22 protein-coding genes and 1 pseudogene are annotated in these 15,076 nt (G+C 48.6%); 4 read left to right on the top strand and 19 right to left on the bottom strand.

Annotation, left to right across the window (positions count from 1 at the left end):
• Positions 1–402: 402 nt before the first annotated feature.
• A complete protein-coding gene (locus P346_RS23430) occupies positions 403–1,539 on the bottom strand; it encodes an LTA synthase family protein (protein ID WP_193743806.1) in 1,137 nt (378 codons plus the stop codon).
• Positions 1,540–3,595: 2,056 nt separating this feature from the next.
• On the opposite strand from P346_RS23430, the gene P346_RS0121405 reads away from it, so the two are divergent.
• Positions 3,596–4,003, top strand: coding sequence for a hypothetical protein (locus tag P346_RS0121405; protein ID WP_032657250.1), 408 nt, complete (start codon positions 3,596–3,598; stop codon positions 4,001–4,003).
• A gap of 31 nt (positions 4,004–4,034) precedes the next feature.
• On the opposite strand, the pseudogene P346_RS23555 reads toward P346_RS0121405, so the two are convergent.
• The 3 genes and pseudogenes from P346_RS23555 to xisR form a co-directional block, all read right to left on the bottom strand.
• Positions 4,035–4,191: pseudogene (locus tag P346_RS23555) on the bottom strand (SOS response-associated peptidase); the annotation flags it as partial.
• 144 nt (positions 4,192–4,335) lie between these two features.
• Positions 4,336–5,616, bottom strand: coding sequence for a tyrosine-type recombinase/integrase (locus P346_RS19070; protein WP_032657249.1), 1,281 nt, complete (start codon positions 5,614–5,616; stop codon positions 4,336–4,338).
• Positions 5,616–5,828 (bottom strand): excisionase family protein, encoded by a 213-nt coding sequence (gene xisR / locus P346_RS19075; protein ID WP_032657248.1) that lies wholly within the window; start codon positions 5,826–5,828, stop codon positions 5,616–5,618. Before xisR ends, P346_RS19070 begins: the two co-directional genes overlap by 1 nt.
• Positions 5,829–6,004: 176 nt before the next feature.
• On the opposite strand from xisR, the gene P346_RS19080 reads away from it, so the two are divergent.
• On the top strand, positions 6,005–6,496 hold the full coding sequence (locus P346_RS19080) for a hypothetical protein (protein WP_032657247.1): 492 nt from the start codon (positions 6,005–6,007) through the stop codon (positions 6,494–6,496).
• 1 nt (position 6,497) lies between these two features.
• Here P346_RS19080 and P346_RS19085 read toward each other — a convergent pair whose 3' ends face one another.
• From P346_RS19085 to gamL, 11 genes are all read right to left on the bottom strand, one after another.
• Entirely contained in the window at positions 6,498–6,716 is a 219-nt protein-coding gene (locus P346_RS19085) for a TraR/DksA family transcriptional regulator (protein WP_032657245.1), read from the bottom strand.
• 91 nt (positions 6,717–6,807) lie between these two features.
• The gene (locus P346_RS19090; protein ID WP_032657244.1) at positions 6,808–7,419 is read right to left on the bottom strand and encodes a hypothetical protein; all 612 of its coding nucleotides are present in this window, start codon (positions 7,417–7,419) and stop codon (positions 6,808–6,810) included.
• Entirely contained in the window at positions 7,416–7,634 is a 219-nt protein-coding gene (locus P346_RS19095) for a hypothetical protein (protein ID WP_032657243.1), read from the bottom strand. The genes P346_RS19090 and P346_RS19095 overlap by 4 nt, the downstream gene beginning before the upstream one ends.
• On the bottom strand, positions 7,631–8,290 hold the full coding sequence (locus tag P346_RS19100; RefSeq protein WP_032657241.1) for an MT-A70 family methyltransferase: 660 nt from the start codon (positions 8,288–8,290) through the stop codon (positions 7,631–7,633). Before P346_RS19100 ends, P346_RS19095 begins: the two co-directional genes overlap by 4 nt.
• Positions 8,287–8,751, bottom strand: coding sequence for a hypothetical protein (locus P346_RS19105; protein ID WP_032657239.1), 465 nt, complete (start codon positions 8,749–8,751; stop codon positions 8,287–8,289). Before P346_RS19105 ends, P346_RS19100 begins: the two co-directional genes overlap by 4 nt.
• A 2-nt stretch (positions 8,752–8,753) precedes the next feature.
• Positions 8,754–9,815 carry a DGQHR domain-containing protein gene (locus P346_RS19110; RefSeq protein ID WP_032657237.1) on the bottom strand — a complete coding sequence of 354 codons (1,062 nt, stop codon included), beginning with the start codon at positions 9,813–9,815 and terminating at the stop codon, positions 8,754–8,756.
• Positions 9,812–9,964 carry a DUF1317 family protein gene (locus tag P346_RS19115; protein ID WP_032657235.1) on the bottom strand — a complete coding sequence of 51 codons (153 nt, stop codon included), beginning with the start codon at positions 9,962–9,964 and terminating at the stop codon, positions 9,812–9,814. Before P346_RS19115 ends, P346_RS19110 begins: the two co-directional genes overlap by 4 nt.
• Positions 9,961–10,389 (bottom strand): hypothetical protein, encoded by a 429-nt coding sequence (locus P346_RS19120; RefSeq protein ID WP_032657232.1) that lies wholly within the window; start codon positions 10,387–10,389, stop codon positions 9,961–9,963. The genes P346_RS19115 and P346_RS19120 overlap by 4 nt, the downstream gene beginning before the upstream one ends.
• Positions 10,386–11,066, bottom strand: coding sequence for a lambda exonuclease family protein (locus P346_RS19125; protein WP_032657230.1), 681 nt, complete (start codon positions 11,064–11,066; stop codon positions 10,386–10,388). Before P346_RS19125 ends, P346_RS19120 begins: the two co-directional genes overlap by 4 nt.
• The gene (gene bet, locus P346_RS19130) at positions 11,063–11,908 is read right to left on the bottom strand and encodes a phage recombination protein Bet (RefSeq protein ID WP_032657228.1); all 846 of its coding nucleotides are present in this window, start codon (positions 11,906–11,908) and stop codon (positions 11,063–11,065) included. Before bet ends, P346_RS19125 begins: the two co-directional genes overlap by 4 nt.
• Positions 11,909–11,926: 18 nt before the next feature.
• Positions 11,927–12,211: a host nuclease inhibitor GamL gene (gene gamL, locus P346_RS19135; RefSeq protein ID WP_032657226.1), complete on the bottom strand. Its 285-nt coding sequence runs from the start codon at positions 12,209–12,211 to the stop codon at positions 11,927–11,929.
• Between the two features lie 135 nt (positions 12,212–12,346).
• Here gamL and P346_RS19140 point away from each other — a divergent pair, with 135 nt between their 5' ends.
• Positions 12,347–12,661, top strand: coding sequence for a hypothetical protein (locus tag P346_RS19140; RefSeq protein ID WP_032657224.1), 315 nt, complete (start codon positions 12,347–12,349; stop codon positions 12,659–12,661).
• 4 nt (positions 12,662–12,665) lie between these two features.
• On the opposite strand, the gene P346_RS19145 is transcribed toward P346_RS19140, so the two are convergent.
• The 4 genes from P346_RS19145 to P346_RS19155 form a co-directional block, all read right to left on the bottom strand.
• A complete protein-coding gene (locus P346_RS19145) occupies positions 12,666–12,869 on the bottom strand; it encodes a phage encoded cell division inhibitor protein (RefSeq protein ID WP_023622534.1) in 204 nt (67 codons plus the stop codon).
• The gene (locus P346_RS23425; protein WP_032657221.1) at positions 12,866–13,030 is read right to left on the bottom strand and encodes a hypothetical protein; all 165 of its coding nucleotides are present in this window, start codon (positions 13,028–13,030) and stop codon (positions 12,866–12,868) included. The genes P346_RS19145 and P346_RS23425 overlap by 4 nt, the downstream gene beginning before the upstream one ends.
• Before the next feature lie 543 nt (positions 13,031–13,573).
• Positions 13,574–14,056, bottom strand: a complete 483-nt coding sequence (locus P346_RS0121400; RefSeq protein WP_050597608.1) for a hypothetical protein — start codon at positions 14,054–14,056, stop codon at positions 13,574–13,576.
• Between the two features lie 21 nt (positions 14,057–14,077).
• Positions 14,078–14,737: a LexA family protein gene (locus tag P346_RS19155; RefSeq protein ID WP_032657219.1), complete on the bottom strand. Its 660-nt coding sequence runs from the start codon at positions 14,735–14,737 to the stop codon at positions 14,078–14,080.
• A gap of 108 nt (positions 14,738–14,845) precedes the next feature.
• Here P346_RS19155 and P346_RS19160 point away from each other — a divergent pair, with 108 nt between their 5' ends.
• Complete coding sequence (locus P346_RS19160; RefSeq protein WP_032657217.1) at positions 14,846–15,064, top strand: helix-turn-helix transcriptional regulator; 219 nt, start codon at positions 14,846–14,848, stop codon at positions 15,062–15,064.
• The last annotated feature ends 12 nt before the right edge of the window (positions 15,065–15,076 follow it).

The following is a 15,076-nucleotide window of genomic DNA, read 5'->3' as shown; positions in this document are numbered from 1 at the left end:
TTTTGCTTTGAGAGGGCAGTTAAACAGAAAGGACGTACAATGACACAATACAGACCCGCAGCAGATGTCGCGAAGATCATCGTCTGGGGAGTTTGCGCTGGCTGACGCAGATGGTTATGGAGCTGATGCCTGCGAGAGCGGGGGATTGATCATACAACTATCCCCCGCCAACTATACCAGGTCAATGCCGTCCAGATCCCTGTGGTATTAACTGCGCTCCACCGGCGGCCGGTTCTAAAAGTGATGAATATGCCATCATTTGTTGTCAGTCATATTTTCACCTTTAGAATTATCAGTTACGAAACCCCGATAATTGCTGCAGGAGGGGCTTGTAAGAAAATAATTTCATTATAGCGTGAAGAATATTTTCTAATTCAATCTGAAATTTCATTTTTCATTACCTTAGAATAAGGCCATTGAATATACCCATGAAGGCATTGCATTGATTTTACTTTGATAAGATCGGCTTGTGTCAGAACAACCATTTTTAATATTGTATCTGAAGCTTGGTAGACCAGAATTAATTAAGTGTTTATCTATGAGGGATGAAACGCAAAAGTAAGGTTGATTATTTGCTTCCATAGCAAGTTGTTGTAAATTAGTATTACTGCCTGCAGAGATAAACACGGGCACATCGCCATAATCAGTAGGTTTTATATCCCATTTAAATACAAAATCGTTGTCGTGATCACCTGTTTTGCTGAAAAGATTAGCTGGTAAGACATTCTTGTCCATAAAAAATTTATTCAAGGCGGGTTTGTGATCGCCATAGATAACGATAACAGCATTAGGATCTATTTCTCGCACTTCTTTGGAGAAATCAATGAATCGTTCAATAGCCTGTTTTAATTCATATGCATATACATACTCTCCCGAGTCATTCTCTCTAGGATATGGGCCATGAGTAGACATCGTAATCAAATTCATGAAAATACTTTTTCCATCGGCTTTTTTAAGATGTTCAATTGCTGACCTATAAAGAAGGTAATCATCGGGTTGCCACTGCCATTTCTTTTTGGTTGCGACAATTTGATCGGGTACTTTTATATTAGACATTTCATTGAGGCCATCAAATTGCTCGAAGCCGAATTTTTTATAAACAATATCTCTATGCCAAAATTCTTTTATATAATTATGTGCTGCATAAGTAGTATAGTTTTTTTGTCTTAAAACGCTTGCAATAGTATCTGAACCCGATTTGAACTGCGAGGCATATTCTTGATAAATTGTACCAGACAAAACTCTTGAGTTGCTTGGTAGCCCAGTTAGCATTTCAAATTCAACATTTGCAGTGCCTCCGCCATAAACTGGGGAGGTCGCACGAAAAGTTACAAAGCCTTCCTTTAATAAGGGATTGATAATTTCTTCAAAATTTTGATTATCATACCAGCATGACTCACAGAGCACATAAATAATAGTTTTATGTTTTGGTAATGATGCACTACCAGCTGATTTTTCAAGAGAATAGATGTCTTTGTTATTTTTGTCAGCCAAAGGTGCAGATTTACGTGAGCCTGTCATCAAAATATGCATTGCCATTCCATTTTCCTGTAGGTTTACAGGCCAATTCCACGATATATAGCTCACATTCATTTCTATAGCAATTAATGTCATTTTTCTGGCGAGGATATTATCCTCTCCTAAGAGAGTGCTAAAATGGGAATAAAATGAAAAGGGTAATGTTATGACAAAGCTAATCGCAAGAAATAATTGGTTTTTCTTTGTCGTGTAGAAAAAAAGGCTGATAAAAAATAAAATTATACCAAACGATATTGCGAGAAACAGATAAAATACTGGCCAAGGGCTAAGGTAGTGCTTTGCAATGGATATATTAGATCCGGAAAACAAATCATTCCAGGAAAGAACTTCACCAGTGAGGGATAATTTCGTGTTGCTTATATAATCTAACAACTTAAAGATCATAAAGACAGTATAAGCTGAAATTAATGATGGTGTTCTTAATAGACGAAGAGAAATATAGGCTAACGGTAAAGGGCTTGCAAGCCAGATATAGTGTATTATTGTATATAAATAGTTTGGTAATGGTATTGAATTTCTAATGCCGGTTATAGCTATTGTATAAAAAAGAACAATAAAAATGAAATCTAGTAGTGAAGATTTTACTTTTTTTGAATAATTAGTTGAAGTGAGAGACGCAGTGTTGAAGAGCACGTTCATTTTTTGAACCATAAAATTAATAATTCTCAGTATATCATGTGATTAACAGAAGTGTAAGATCCTATCTCAATAGTTAACTTCAATAAATACTCAAACAATTGCATTTGATGCTCAAGGAGAGGTCAATCACAGAGTGAACTCCATCCGAAGTGGCGAATTGAATCAGTTCTGCCTACGTACCGGGATAGCCTTTTGCTGACAACACACGTTCAACAGGTACGCCTGCTTATCATCGAACTCCTTGATTCAGAATGAATATACCCGATACACCATTCCTGTATCCTCATATCGTAGTTGGTAATCTCATTGCGCTGATGCAAGGGGCATAACGCTATGTTGGGCGGATGCCTATGCAAGGTGTGCAATCTCTGGCTGCTGGTGGTGTAACTGTTCGAACCTCTTTAATCGTTCAAAACCAAAACTCTCAGCAGCAAACTTACGGCGATAACGATGCTATTTTTCGGGTTTAGCAGCAGATCATGGATCAGTCCTAAGGGATTGCCAGGCAGCCCCTGCCCGGAGGCTAATCTGTAATGCGACGAAATAAGATAAAGTGCTCACTCAGAGAAGGCCAAAGAGGAGCTTATGAAAATCTAGGTTTTTTCTTCCATACTTATCAAGGAATCAGAAGAACACAGTAAGCCTCCGCCCGTAACTAAAAAATACTACTAATTCTTGAGCATACCTTCGATGCGTGATAACCATCAATGGACGCTCAACTCCTTGGTTTGTGAGTGATTTTTTTACGACATTCCTAGTGGGCTTAAACCGAATGATGAAGCTTCATGGGCTCTGGCTCCACCTGAGAATTCGGAATGGGGGAGCGCTTTGCGCCGCGTTTGACGCTGTTTTCACTACGACAGTGATGAGAACAGAAGGTACTTATAAACAGGTGTTGTTTGGTGCAACTGTGTTTACTGAGCGAGATAACAGTAGGCTTGAAGAATTGAAGAAAAAAATCTTTGATCGGTACCTGCTTTCTGGCCCGCTTCGGCGGGCTTTTTTATGCCCGGAGGAAAAGTGGCGATTGAAACATTTACCTGGAGAACCCAGTTTCAGGCGGGCATGGAAGGGGAGTTTACTTACATAACACGGGCCGCATCCTTCGGAGACGGATTTGAGGAGATTGCCTGAGAAGGCTCAACTCTGAAAAAAACAGTCATGGCCGATGACCTTCCAACCGATGGCGGCTGAGCTCCCCGTTGCCAATATTGTCAGCTCGATCACCGTGCTCTGACTGGCCTAAGACAATATGCGTTAGGAAAGGCACACTCCAGAATGGTAGAGGAAATGATAAATACCTTCACTACAGTAGACGACATACTCAGGTCGTATAGATTATAAAATAAATGCAGGACACAATTATCAAAATAGGGTATCTTATTCATGCACTTATAAATATTTAAATGGAATTGACATGTTAAAACCTATTCTTGCATTAGCAGTTCTAACATTATCTGGGTGTTCAATTATGCAGGAACCACCTAAACATGGTACCCCTGACGCTGTATATACGACTAAGAGCGATACAAAAAGAGTAGCTTTATGCATTGCTGATGTATTTGCTGATTATGATCCCTACATTTTGCCTGGCTATAAAGAAGAGTTTTGGGGTTATAAACTAACATATCCCGCCGGGCCGTATGGTGAAGCTGAGATTTACAGTAAAAACAATGTTACCCATGTTAATTATTTTGAACAGAATAATTCAGATAAGAAAATGGTAAAGCATCTTAAAGATGGCATTCAAAAATGCGTAACCAAAGCGTATGACATGTCTCCAGTTGGTGGTAAGCAGCCAGACGGAAGCGTAAAACTCTGGTAATATCTGGTAGGATATCACTGAATATTTTCAATCAACTCGGCACTCTGTTTTTTTGATTACCAATGGCATGCGACATAGCGTGCCAGATAAACTTGACTGCTGGCACTGCACCATCGGCAGCAATTTCCCCAGTTTTTCCCGCCTATATCCTGACGTAACCACTCCCTTGTAGCTTCTGGTGAAAGCATGAATGTCAGCCATTTCGATGCATACATTAATCAATGGCTGACTAATTGCATGATAGCTATATAGAAATTAAGGTTTACATAACGTTGCTATAAAAGATACCATACCCCCCTATAGTAGTGGGGTGTGGTTTTAAGTTATTGATATTATTGGTTTGTTTTTGATAATTTTGTTTTCAGGGGCATATTGGGGGCAAACCCTAACCGCTCGTTTAACAGCTCCACCTGCTCACCGTCAAACTCCTTGATCCAGGCTGAATACACCCGATACACCATCTCAGCATCTTCGTGCCCGAGCTGGCTGGCGATGAACGAAGGGTTTGCTCCAGCCGCAAGTGACCAGCATGCGTAAGTGTGTCGTGACTGATACGGCGTGCGTCGGCGAATACCGGCTTTTTTCACCGAGGCATCCCAGCGATCGGTAATTGACTGCGTCGAAAAATAATTACCCGGATTTTTTGTCCCCAGGCGCGGCAGAAACACAAAACGCTTCCTCTGTACTTCAGACTTCCCATACTCCCTGAAATGCTGAACGATCTCCGTTTCCGGCAGATGGCCAGTGAGGGCATATTGTGCACGCAGCGCATCAAGCGCAGGAGCGAGAAGGGTGATTATTCGATCCCCAGCCTTAGTCTTGGGCGGTACAAAATCACCCTGTCCCGTCAGGTTGCGCTGGATATGAACCTTTCCTGCATCAAGATCAACATCTTCCCACGACAGTGCCGCAATCTCACCGTGACGGGGGCCGGCGCCGATGGCGAACTGCCACATGTTTTTGTCCTGACCCGTCAGGGCCAGCATCATCGTGGCGTATTCATCACGCTGTAATGGATCCGGTTTCTTACGGTCCTTGTGCAGCTTTGTGATGTGCTCAAACGGTTTATCGGTGATGAATCGGCTACGGTGAGCAAAGCGCAGGATCTGACAGGTCAATGAAATGTAGTCGTTCACCGTGTTCACACTGCGGCCAGTCTTTTTTCTCTTATTACCCTCAGAGTAAAAGCTTTCTCCACGCAACAGCTCCTTTCTGTACTGCATCATGTCGCTGTGAGTAATATCGGAAATTAACGTGTTCCCTCCGATGACCTTATTCATCGTCCTGAGCTGCGCCTTAATTCGCGTCATGGTGTTTCTTGAAACATCCCCTTCCTTGGCATCCAGCCAGAGTTCGGTAAGTTCGTCCCAGGTGTAAGCAACACGCGTAGAGGTAAATTTCTTGACGCTTTTCGACTCAGGGAAGCGCCGAGCGTAATCGAATTCACCCAGCTGTATTTCACTTAATATGAGCGCGCGCAGGTTTCCCGCTTTTTTGATATTTGCAGGAGTGACCATCCAGCCTTTCAGCACTTCCCGGCAGCGTTTGCCGCGAAAGGTGAAAGTTAACCGGATTTTTCCATTGTGAATTTCAACACCTGTTGGGAAGGTCATTACAGCTCCTGCACTAACTGATTTATGCGAGGGTAGTTGTACCATAGCAAGCCACGCTTAGTTTCTCCTCCGTTCATTGCCTGTCGCTTGAAGTGGACACCTTCCAGCCATGGCCCGCTTCGGAGTGCTTTTATCTGGCGCTCTGTCAGGCCAGTAAGCGCCGTCAGTTCTGCCTCAACAACCCATTCTCTATTAAAAATGATTTGCGCCATGATGACTCCTGGCAACCGGCGTGAGTATACCCACGCCTGTTGCGTCGTGTTGATTATTCGAAATCAGGTAAAAAGAGGCCCCGACGAAGCGGGGCATGCACATTTTTTAGAAAATTAGTTGGGTAAATCCAATATCTGCCGATATGTTAGGAGTCACATTTGAGGGATCGACATCCATGAAAACAAAGCATTTGCTGCTGCTTGTGCTCTTAACATTGGCCCAATGTAGTCATGCTCAAGAACAATACAATTTTGAAGATGTAAAACCTGCAGTTATTGAATTCTTCAAGCGCGGGGCAGGGAATCCTGATGGCTGCGATGTGCTAAAAGAGCAAAGTGCAAAAAATCCAAAAGATGAGCAAGCAAGGAAAATGATGATAGGTTTTTGTGACAGCGACTTAGATACATCTAAGCCAGTAACTTTCACAGAAATGTCATCGCATAGTTCTGAAGGGCATCCGTATGTTTGCGGCGTCATATCTGGTCAGACACAACTTGGCCGTAAAATAGGTGCGCGTTTTATTACTGCCGAACCATATCATTTAGTTCTGGGCTTCAAGTATTCACGACGACCGATAGCTTACGCAACGGATGATGGTTTTTTGGTCGATGAGTTTCGTTCTCAGCTGAAAGCCTTCAACGAGCTATATGCAAAAGCATGTAAATGAATTAAATCCCTCTCTGCTTATTCTTCAACTCGATAACAGATTGGCACTCTGCGCACGTCTGGCATCCCGGAACGGCAACGCGCCGCGGCGCAGGGATATCCTCGCCGCATTCAGCGCAATGCTCTGCTGATACGGCGTTGCGGTTGAGCCGGTGGGCGGAAAGGGCTGCGTTACGCTGAAGCTCTTCAATCTCTGCTGCTGTGTCGATGATGTCGGCCATGGTCAATGCTCCCGGAACTGTCGGTTAATTCGGTTGAAGGTGAACGCCAGCAATAAAAAAGGAGCCTTAAGCTCCCGGGTGATGAACGATTTCATGCGGTTCGCTCCGCCATTATTTCGGCCTTCTGCTCGTCGTTGAGCATGTCGTCAGAGACGATCGCCACACGGTTGCTGGCGCTCCACGATACTGGAGCACTTTCTTTCAGCGCCTTATTCAGCGCCTCAGCAGCATCGCGCACAGCTTGCGGCAAACAGTAATAGTCATCGCCATCAGGTATGATCTCTTCGCAGTGCTGCTCCAAGTCGAACTCAGGCGGATAGTTAGGCTCGCAGATCATTAACTGCAACTCACTCGGCAGCAGGGAGTGCTCATAGCAATAGTCGGCCAGCGATTCAGCGTCGAAAAAGTACTGGTCATCATCAAAGATAACGAGCGGCTCTCTGGTCCATACCGCGCGCTCAAAGGTGGCGAACTTCGCCTGGCGGCTTTCGCGGTGGCATTCTTCGCAATAACCATGAGTGCTATGAATAGGATGTTCGTCAGGTTTGTTCTTGCACTTACGATGAGTGGCATCGCACCAACGCGCCTGGTGCTCGTCACCGCCCCAGAAACGACCTTGACGGTCTACCCAACCAGTTACGGTCTGGATGCTGGCCGCTTCATCGCTGTCCATCATCACGATTTTTTCAGTTTTCATATTCATTGCTCGTCTCCAAGCCGCCCGTTAAGGCGGCCAGTTTTGACGACGAACTCCAGAAGACTAACTCCCAGAGCTTCAATTTTCTTGTGATGCTTGTTGATGATGGGAGGCACCGTTTCGTTCCAGTTAGGCTTTGGCTTCTTGCGCATGGCCTGCTGGATTTCCTCGGTGCAGCGGCGGCAGGCGGCGCGGATGGCGTTGTCTGTTTCTGGCGTCATGCGGCCTCCGTCTTAACAACATCGATAGCGCAGCCGGGTAGCAATTCAACCGCGGCGGTAGCGCACTGGTTTCCCCAGTGGTGCCAGCCCGGCGCCGCGCTGCGGCTAAACAGCTCAATGCGAGGCACATCGCCGTAAAGCAGCTCCAGCCGGTGGCGAACTTCCCACGGCTTTTCGCTGTGTGCGCCGAGCGGGCTGTATACCACCTGCTTAATCCCGGCATGCTTTCGCTCCAGCCCGGCGCCGCGGGTGGCAATCAACATGTCTTCGGTATTTGCACGGGTGTGGTTGCCGCCGTTCATGCGTGTCTCGGCGTTAAGCAGATCGAGGAAGTCGTAAAAGTCGGTGACTTCACCCTCGGCCAGCGCCTTGTTGATGCGCAGCTCGGCGTTCTGATTAAGCTTCACCCAGGTAAAGCCCTTCATCGTGCGAACGGTAAAGCCCCAGGCCTCGGCCAGTTCGATAGCCTCCTGGTTATGCGTGCCGGTGTACCACATCGCCAGCACCGAGTTTTCGGAGCCAAGTTCCCAGACTGGTAGGCGCTTGATGTCGATTAGCTTCATGGTGGAGTAGTGATCGGCAGCGGCGCCGTTGCTGATGGTGTTGCCGTAAGACCAGGGAGGATCTGCGTAGATAAGAGAGTATTTTCCGGTCATGCTGCCTCCCGTCTGCGTGCCAGCAACGGCCCGTCGTGTCCTGCGTTAAAGCTTTCAACCATCGCCCGGCAACACGCCGGACAGCAGCTATAAGTCCTTTGCGGCTCTCCGTCGAATTTCCAGTAAGAGGAACGCATAGACGCGGAGAACGTGGAGCAGATATCGCAATGAAAGGCTCCCGTATCCAGAACCCTCATTAGCTGAGGCTTGGAGAGTTCGAATTTTCTGGCGATAACCGCATGCTCAAGACCGGCATCAAGCAGGGCTTCAATCAGCTGCAGATCATCGATGGTTAATTTCCCGCAGCGGTAAAGCCCCATGCTGCTGGCCTTCATCTGGATAGACGCTTTGGTGCGCTGTAACTTTTTGCACAGCTCATCCATGCTCATATACAGATAGGTTTTGGACAAAAAAATGGCCTGAGAATCAGGCCAGGGCATTGAGTGCATCTGCATTGTCATAACTATTCCCCGAGGCTTTTCGCCAGAATAACTTTGACGAGCCGCTCAGCAGCAGATTTCTGCGCCGGAACGGAGGCAATAATCGTTGGGCGGTCTTTTTCGGCATTCACGCAGATACCGCCCCAGCGCAAAATCAGGAAGAAGTCTTCCATCTCAGAGGAGCCCGTACTGCTCGCCAGTTCCTCAATCATCTGGACGATATCGACGATTGAGTGGTCAGCCATCAGCCGCTGAACGGCGTAGCCGAAGGCATTGATCATCACCGCGTGGAACTGAATGTAGTCACGCTTGTAGTCTGCCTGGCTGGTGCCGTGGCGAATCGCCTCGATCTGCGTCAGGGCCAACCAGGCCTCCCAGATGGATTCGATGTCGCCCATTTCCAGAGGCTTACTGCCCGCGTTGGCAAACTTGGCCGTCGCGTCGCTTAGCGCTTTGAAGCTCACCCACAACTTACTTTTCGCTGGAACGACGTTGTGCTCAAAGTCTGTCACCTCTGCGAAGGTGTCGTGCTGAGACAGGAACGTCACCATCCCCTGTGCAACTTCATTACGCCCGTCATAGGCCATGTTGATCGCAGCGGAAGGTTTCGAGACGTTGTTATTGATATCGGAGAAGAACTGCTGGCGTGCCTTCAGCGGGAGATTATGGGTCAGCATCAGCGGGATGCTGATTGGCTCTCCGTAAGTCCGGCAGAACTCAGCTAATCCGGCAGCGCGGTGCTGGCCGTCGAACAGTTTGATCACCGCATCCATAGGGAAACGTGCGACGCCCACATTCGTATTTCCGAACTCTTCAAACTCAATATCCGCGTCGCAGTTGCCGACCAGCGGCGGGATGATGAAGGGCTCTTTATTTTGGTATGCATTGACGAGGTACTGGTAAAACTTCTTCACTCGCGCCTGGTTAATTTCGCGTTGAGAACGCTCAAGCGTGCTTCCGTGATTGTCGGACGCAAGTATGCGCGTCAGCGCGCGGGCTGGCGCCGTAATCATGTAAGTCGCCGTGCCACCCTGCATGCCGCGCGACGCCGGGAACTCAAAGAAATAATCGCCTACTTTGCTCATGCCGCCTCCTGCCTTTCCCGATATTCCTCAGCGAGCCGCTGCGCCTTTAATGGATTGCTGACTACTTCACCCCATGGCATTAGCCAGCCGTTACCAATGAAGGGAAGGCACTGTGTGCCAACCCTGATGCCGTCGTGAGCGTGAGTCATAGGATGGACTCCATTTCGTCGATGTAGAGACCCTGAGCAATCAGTCGGCTACGGCGGGCGGCGCGAGCAATGCACTCCTGCCGTCTACCTTCCTGCGATTGCTCTATAGCGCGCCGGGTGAACAGGCGCGATTTACCTTGCGGCGTTACGACCTTTGGTTTCGTTACCAGGTCGAATGTCCGGTCGCAGATGCCGTCCTCGTTGATCCACTTTTCCGACTCAACGATCTGCGCTATCAGTCCGGTGCCGCGGGTGATGCCGTTGGCGACCCGGTTGAACTCGATGAGCGTTACGCCAAACTTCTCGGCGATTTCGCTGCCTGTGACCGGGCGGCCGCGCGTCTGAATCATCCAGATAACGCGCTCACGAAGGCCGGAGAATTGCCCGGTTCGCCCGGGCCTGCGGTAGAAGGGTGTGCGTTTCATTTCCACTGCTCCCCGAACGTGAAGCCGATTTCCGCCAGCGCCTCGTCCATCTTCTCGATGAACTCCGGCACCATTTCGTTGAAATCGGACATGTATTGCGGATCCCGCTCAACGACGACGTGGTGAATTCCTTCGCGTTTCATGCGCGGGTCGTAGTTGGCAAAGAACCAGGCGTCTTTCCCGGTCACCCACATGCTGTACTGTACCTGGGCCATGTACGCAGACTTGATGGCTTCGAAACCGCCAAGGCGGAATTTCATGAAGTCGCGAGAGGTGAAAGGGCATTTAAGCTCAAGGCCGAATCCGTTACTGCACAGGCCGTCAGGGGAGCACGCGGTGCGCATGCTCTCGTCACGGAACAGGATCGGAGACTCCGTGACTTTCACGTCGGTGGTGAACTCGAAGAGGGTACGGGCGTCTTCCTCGTACTGCTTTCCCCAGGCCAGCGCCTTGGCGTTAACCTCTGGCGCGACGCCGGTGCATACCTCGGCGAGCAGCGTGTGGAAGTAGGACATCTTCATGTCTGTCCATTTCTTTCCCGATCTTGGCTTGGCAATGACGTTGTGTACTTCTGAGGCGGTGATGACGCCGAGGCGCAGCCGGTGCCACGCCTCATCGCCCTGTTGGATAGTGGTTACGTCAATGCCGGTCCTAGACAGGATGATTTCGGGTGTCATGCTGCCGCCTTAGCCCTTTTCTGAAGGAAGCCAAACCCTTTCTGCGCCTCTTCTTCAGTGAGTTCTGACGCCTCAAGAATTTGCCGTTTGAAGATGTCGCTGCACAGCGGGAGGAAGTCTTTCTCCCAGTCTTTATCCAGGGTCGTTAAGAGATCGGTTATCGCCTGAAGCGTTTCTTCGGTTGCTGCTGGTGGAAGCGCTTCTGTGGTGCTGCGCGGCGTGACGTCACGGATATCTACGTCCAGTGATTTGCCTTCCATTTCTTCGGCGGTAGGCTGCTGTCCAATCTCAGGCCATGCCTTACGCAACGCCTGGGCTTCCGCGCATTTCGCCAGCTGTCCGTATGGGCGCTTTTTCCACATCGCGTTCGGCGCCGTGGTGTCGCGGCCGCCGGTAGCGTAGTTTTCAATCCAGTATTCTTTGGCGCTGAACTCGACGATCTCGCCGCTGGGCATGCGCTTGAAAACGGTGTATTTGCACCACTGAGGGAATGTAACCTCGACACCAGAAAGCGTCTGAGTCGTGTCTGGCCCGAACTCAGGTTCGCGGGCTCCGGCATAATCGCCAGAACGGTCTGCCTGAATGCGGTAAAGCCCGATGCCCGGCATGACCACGTCGCGCCATTCGCTTTTACCCGTTCTTGAGTCTTTGACGCTCATCGGCACGAGGTGAACGGGTTTTAGCAACGGATCCAACTGGCGGGCACGGCAGTAATCAAGCGCCATCATTACCGATTCGTCTTTGGCGCCAGGGTAGATACTGTTCTTCAGCGCGCTCCAGGTAGCGACGTCGATGCCTTTTTCCTGCAGCGCGCTCGCCGTGATTGTTAATTCGTTTGCCATCGTTAATTCCCTCAAAAATTAAAACGGGCAGCCGGTACGGTGTTCCCAGTCGTATTCCGCCTGGGCGTAAGCAACTGCCGAAATGAAATCGTTGTAGGCCTCGCCAGCTTTATCGCTGCGAAGTCCTTCGTATGGGCTGGAGTCAATCGGGACCGTGAAGTGGAAGAGGCCGGACGGCTCTTTTGGCATCATGTCGATGATTTTCTGCGCCCGGTCGTCGATCCACTTCCCTTTCTCCTCGTCGAGCAGCTGCTCAACCCAGCGCCGATCTTCGATGCGGTCGTAAGTGAGGTATGCGTTCATGGCTGAACTCCTAAATATGGACGTGCGTCACCCGGCCGGTTAAAGCCAGCCTGGCGATTTAATTGAGAAAACTTGATTAATCAGCAAGCCTGCGCAGAATGTCATTAGCGCAGCGGCAACAACTAAGGTGACCAAATGCTGATTAATAAAAAAATGACAACACCGATGTACCCGACTAAAGAAATGGGCAAGCGCTCCAAGCGTAATCATTGGTTTGTGAGAGAAAAGGGAAGTGACCAGCCGCACGATCAGTCATGGTATGACTGGTGGAAGTCACGATCGCTTGGCTTAGGCAAGAATGGTCATATTGCGTGGCGTTCTACGTGTATTGCAAGAAACGCACCTGACCCATTCAATCCGCCGGATTCATTCGAGGTCGACTTCCAAGCACCTGACGGCAAGCTGTATCATCTGGAGTTTAAGCTTGCTCCTCACGGCCCAAACAAATAATGGGTTAATGACTCAATCCGCCGCCGCGGCCATCAAGATACACCTCAACCAGAAGCTCTCTGGTGAAGGTGCGCTCACAACCTCGGTGGAGGTAGAGCTTTCCGCGCTTGTTGGCTGATGCCGTCCACATGCCGTCTTTGTGCTTAACCAACATGCCAGGCCGAACTGCGCCGCGGTTAACTTCAACGTACCCGTAGTGGTGCATCATTTTTTACCCTCCACCTGAGCCAGTAAGCCAGCAATGTGCATCTGCCAGCGGTTCAGCGTGACCTGCTCTAGCGGATTGGTGAGCGACGTTAGCCGCCATTCGTTATCGTTCATGGTGCAGCGCTTTACGGTGTACTGCTTGCCGTTGTGGGTGACTTTCATAAATCCTCTTGGCCTTATCGCGGCGAACGGAACGGTTAATACAAGACTTCAACGCATTCATTCAATGTTTCAATGGGCGGTGGATGGCCGCCGGTTGTCATAACTAAGCCGCCTCGGTGAAGCGACTGAAGTATGAAAGTCGTTTGATTACGCACCATTGCCGCTCTCCCTGAGCCCGCCGGGCGTCCGACGCATGGTTTACTGTCGCGCCGTTCGACTGACCGAATCTCCACTTCGCCGCTGACTAACTTCGCTCAGCTGTCTATGTTTCGTTTCGATGGATTGAATATACAAAACGTATTCTTATCATGCAATACGATATGTATATTTATGAGGTGGATTTGTGATAACGAATTGTATTGTAAGGTGATTTATTTTTGTGCTTTGGTGTTAGGAACCAAAAACTAAGGGAGAGAGGATTCATCCTACACTCACATATTTATGAGGTGGAGGTTAAATTGGAGCTGGAAATGGGAAGTGAAGGGCGGTACTGCGCCACCGCCAGAAGGTGGTGGCGTGGGGCTTTACTGAATGGTGGGGTGTTTAGTTTGTTGGTGACTGGCAATAGGCGGTAGATACTAGATTGTACTGATTATTTTCAATTTTTACCTGGTTTCGCCCATAATCTCCAGCCGCAGAGCTTGTCATTACCGGCTGCTTAGAAGGCTTGATTGTCACAGCTTTGTTTTTTTCAATGTATACGAACCTTGCGCCAATTTTGCTGAGGTGTGTTTTCCCTGAAACTACACCGCAGACAGCTTTTCCACTTTCTGATTCAACAACTTTTACGTCACTAAAGGTGAGGCCGTTTGCAACTGCAAAGGTGTTATCACAAGTGGCTATGGCTAAAGGTTTCTTAGACTCATCAGCAGCAGCTACCCTCATAAAATCTGCGCACTTGTTTGTAGCATCACGGGACTTCAGGTTATCAATAACGGCGGTTTTTGCGTTATCAACCAAAGCCAGGTCCTGAGCATAAAGAGATGTCGAGCAAAGCAATAGAGATAACAAAAAAAAGTTTTTCATAAGCATCCTTACTGTTTGCGTTTAAATAAGTCTTAGCTTTGTTTCCACAGCTACGCCAATAATCCTGCAGTTCCCGTTAATAGGTACCAGTGGCCATTGCGGATTTAGGCCCTTCAGATACCTTTGTCCACCATCGATGACTAGCTTTTTGAAAGTTGCTTCGTTCGATTCAGACAGCTTGGCAATTACCAGGCTACCATTGACTGCGTCTCTTCCGGTGTCGAAAAGTACATAGGTTCCTTCAGGTATACTCAATCCAGTAGGGGCAGTCATTGACTCCCCCTCAACGAGCAACCAGAACGCGTCACCCTGGATGTGAGCATTTGACTCAAGCCAGAGATCTATATCTTTTAGGGTGTAGGGCTCAACCGCTTCGCACCATGAACCAGCCTGAACGCAGCTGATTACTGGGTACTTATTTCCCGTGCTATAGGGACCAGCATACTCAACATCACCCTTAAGTGTGTCATCAATGATCAAGCCGCCTGCTCCTACGGAAAAGTTCTTTTTGCCAAGGAACTGCAATATTTTCGCGATCTCGGAAAGGCTTGGCTCACGCCGAGCGTTCAGCCAATGACTTACCGCACCCTTAGTAATACCGAGGTGCTCTGCCAGCTGTTCCTGATTGATGCCCTGACTTTTCATCAGGGTCTTAGCTAAGTCGTACCATTTCATAGTCATACCCGAATGATACAAGTTGTATATATTTGCGCGAGACACAATTCGTATATTTTACTTGCGAACAAAGAATACAAAACGTATATTTAAGTTGTTTAAAGGAGACCCGACATGAACAACATCCGAAAAATCCGCAGAAACATCGGCTTGACTCAGCGCCAGATGGCGGAAGAGCTGAACCTGACTACAGGCGCGGTATGCCATTACGAAAAAAACAAACGCAGCTTAAGCCTGGAGCAGTGCCGGGCGATTGTTGCGGCTCTGAATAAGCATGGCGCTTCAGTATGCGTCGATGACGTTTTTCCACCAATCAACAGCAACGCCGCCTAACCGGCGGCCCTA

Origin of the sequence: Enterobacter sp. DC1, assembly GCF_000568075.1 — a bacterium.
GTDB classification, from domain to species: domain Bacteria; phylum Pseudomonadota; class Gammaproteobacteria; order Enterobacterales; family Enterobacteriaceae; genus Enterobacter; species Enterobacter asburiae.
This window is presented reverse-complemented; position numbering and strand designations above follow the sequence as displayed.

What these genes read in the sequence shown, in the direction of transcription:
- P346_RS23430 (WP_193743806.1), bottom strand. Translation starts at nt 1,539, where the DNA reads ATGGCAATGCATATTTTGATGACAGGCTCACGTAAATCTGCACCTTTG.
- P346_RS0121405 (WP_032657250.1), top strand. Translation starts at nt 3,596, where the DNA reads ATGTTAAAACCTATTCTTGCATTAGCAGTTCTAACATTATCTGGGTGT.
- P346_RS19105 (WP_032657239.1), bottom strand. Translation starts at nt 8,751, where the DNA reads ATGACAATGCAGATGCACTCAATGCCCTGGCCTGATTCTCAGGCCATT.
- P346_RS19145 (WP_023622534.1), bottom strand. Translation starts at nt 12,869, where the DNA reads ATGATGCACCACTACGGGTACGTTGAAGTTAACCGCGGCGCAGTTCGG.
- P346_RS19110 (WP_032657237.1), bottom strand. Translation starts at nt 9,815, where the DNA reads ATGAGCAAAGTAGGCGATTATTTCTTTGAGTTCCCGGCGTCGCGCGGC.
- P346_RS19080 (WP_032657247.1), top strand. Translation starts at nt 6,005, where the DNA reads ATGAAAACAAAGCATTTGCTGCTGCTTGTGCTCTTAACATTGGCCCAA.
- P346_RS19160 (WP_032657217.1), top strand. Translation starts at nt 14,846, where the DNA reads ATGAACAACATCCGAAAAATCCGCAGAAACATCGGCTTGACTCAGCGC.
- P346_RS19100 (WP_032657241.1), bottom strand. Translation starts at nt 8,290, where the DNA reads ATGACCGGAAAATACTCTCTTATCTACGCAGATCCTCCCTGGTCTTAC.
- P346_RS19085 (WP_032657245.1), bottom strand. Translation starts at nt 6,716, where the DNA reads ATGGCCGACATCATCGACACAGCAGCAGAGATTGAAGAGCTTCAGCGT.
- P346_RS19140 (WP_032657224.1), top strand. Translation starts at nt 12,347, where the DNA reads ATGCTGATTAATAAAAAAATGACAACACCGATGTACCCGACTAAAGAA.
- P346_RS19120 (WP_032657232.1), bottom strand. Translation starts at nt 10,389, where the DNA reads ATGAAACGCACACCCTTCTACCGCAGGCCCGGGCGAACCGGGCAATTC.
- P346_RS0121400 (WP_050597608.1), bottom strand. Translation starts at nt 14,056, where the DNA reads ATGAAAAACTTTTTTTTGTTATCTCTATTGCTTTGCTCGACATCTCTT.
- P346_RS19155 (WP_032657219.1), bottom strand. Translation starts at nt 14,737, where the DNA reads ATGACTATGAAATGGTACGACTTAGCTAAGACCCTGATGAAAAGTCAG.
- P346_RS19090 (WP_032657244.1), bottom strand. Translation starts at nt 7,419, where the DNA reads ATGAATATGAAAACTGAAAAAATCGTGATGATGGACAGCGATGAAGCG.
- P346_RS19115 (WP_032657235.1), bottom strand. Translation starts at nt 9,964, where the DNA reads ATGACTCACGCTCACGACGGCATCAGGGTTGGCACACAGTGCCTTCCC.
- P346_RS23425 (WP_032657221.1), bottom strand. Translation starts at nt 13,030, where the DNA reads ATGAAAGTCACCCACAACGGCAAGCAGTACACCGTAAAGCGCTGCACC.
- P346_RS19125 (WP_032657230.1), bottom strand. Translation starts at nt 11,066, where the DNA reads ATGACACCCGAAATCATCCTGTCTAGGACCGGCATTGACGTAACCACT.
- P346_RS19095 (WP_032657243.1), bottom strand. Translation starts at nt 7,634, where the DNA reads ATGACGCCAGAAACAGACAACGCCATCCGCGCCGCCTGCCGCCGCTGC.
- gamL (WP_032657226.1), bottom strand. Translation starts at nt 12,211, where the DNA reads ATGAACGCATACCTCACTTACGACCGCATCGAAGATCGGCGCTGGGTT.
- xisR (WP_032657248.1), bottom strand. Translation starts at nt 5,828, where the DNA reads ATGGCGCAAATCATTTTTAATAGAGAATGGGTTGTTGAGGCAGAACTG.
- P346_RS19070 (WP_032657249.1), bottom strand. Translation starts at nt 5,616, where the DNA reads ATGACCTTCCCAACAGGTGTTGAAATTCACAATGGAAAAATCCGGTTA.
- bet (WP_032657228.1), bottom strand. Translation starts at nt 11,908, where the DNA reads ATGGCAAACGAATTAACAATCACGGCGAGCGCGCTGCAGGAAAAAGGC.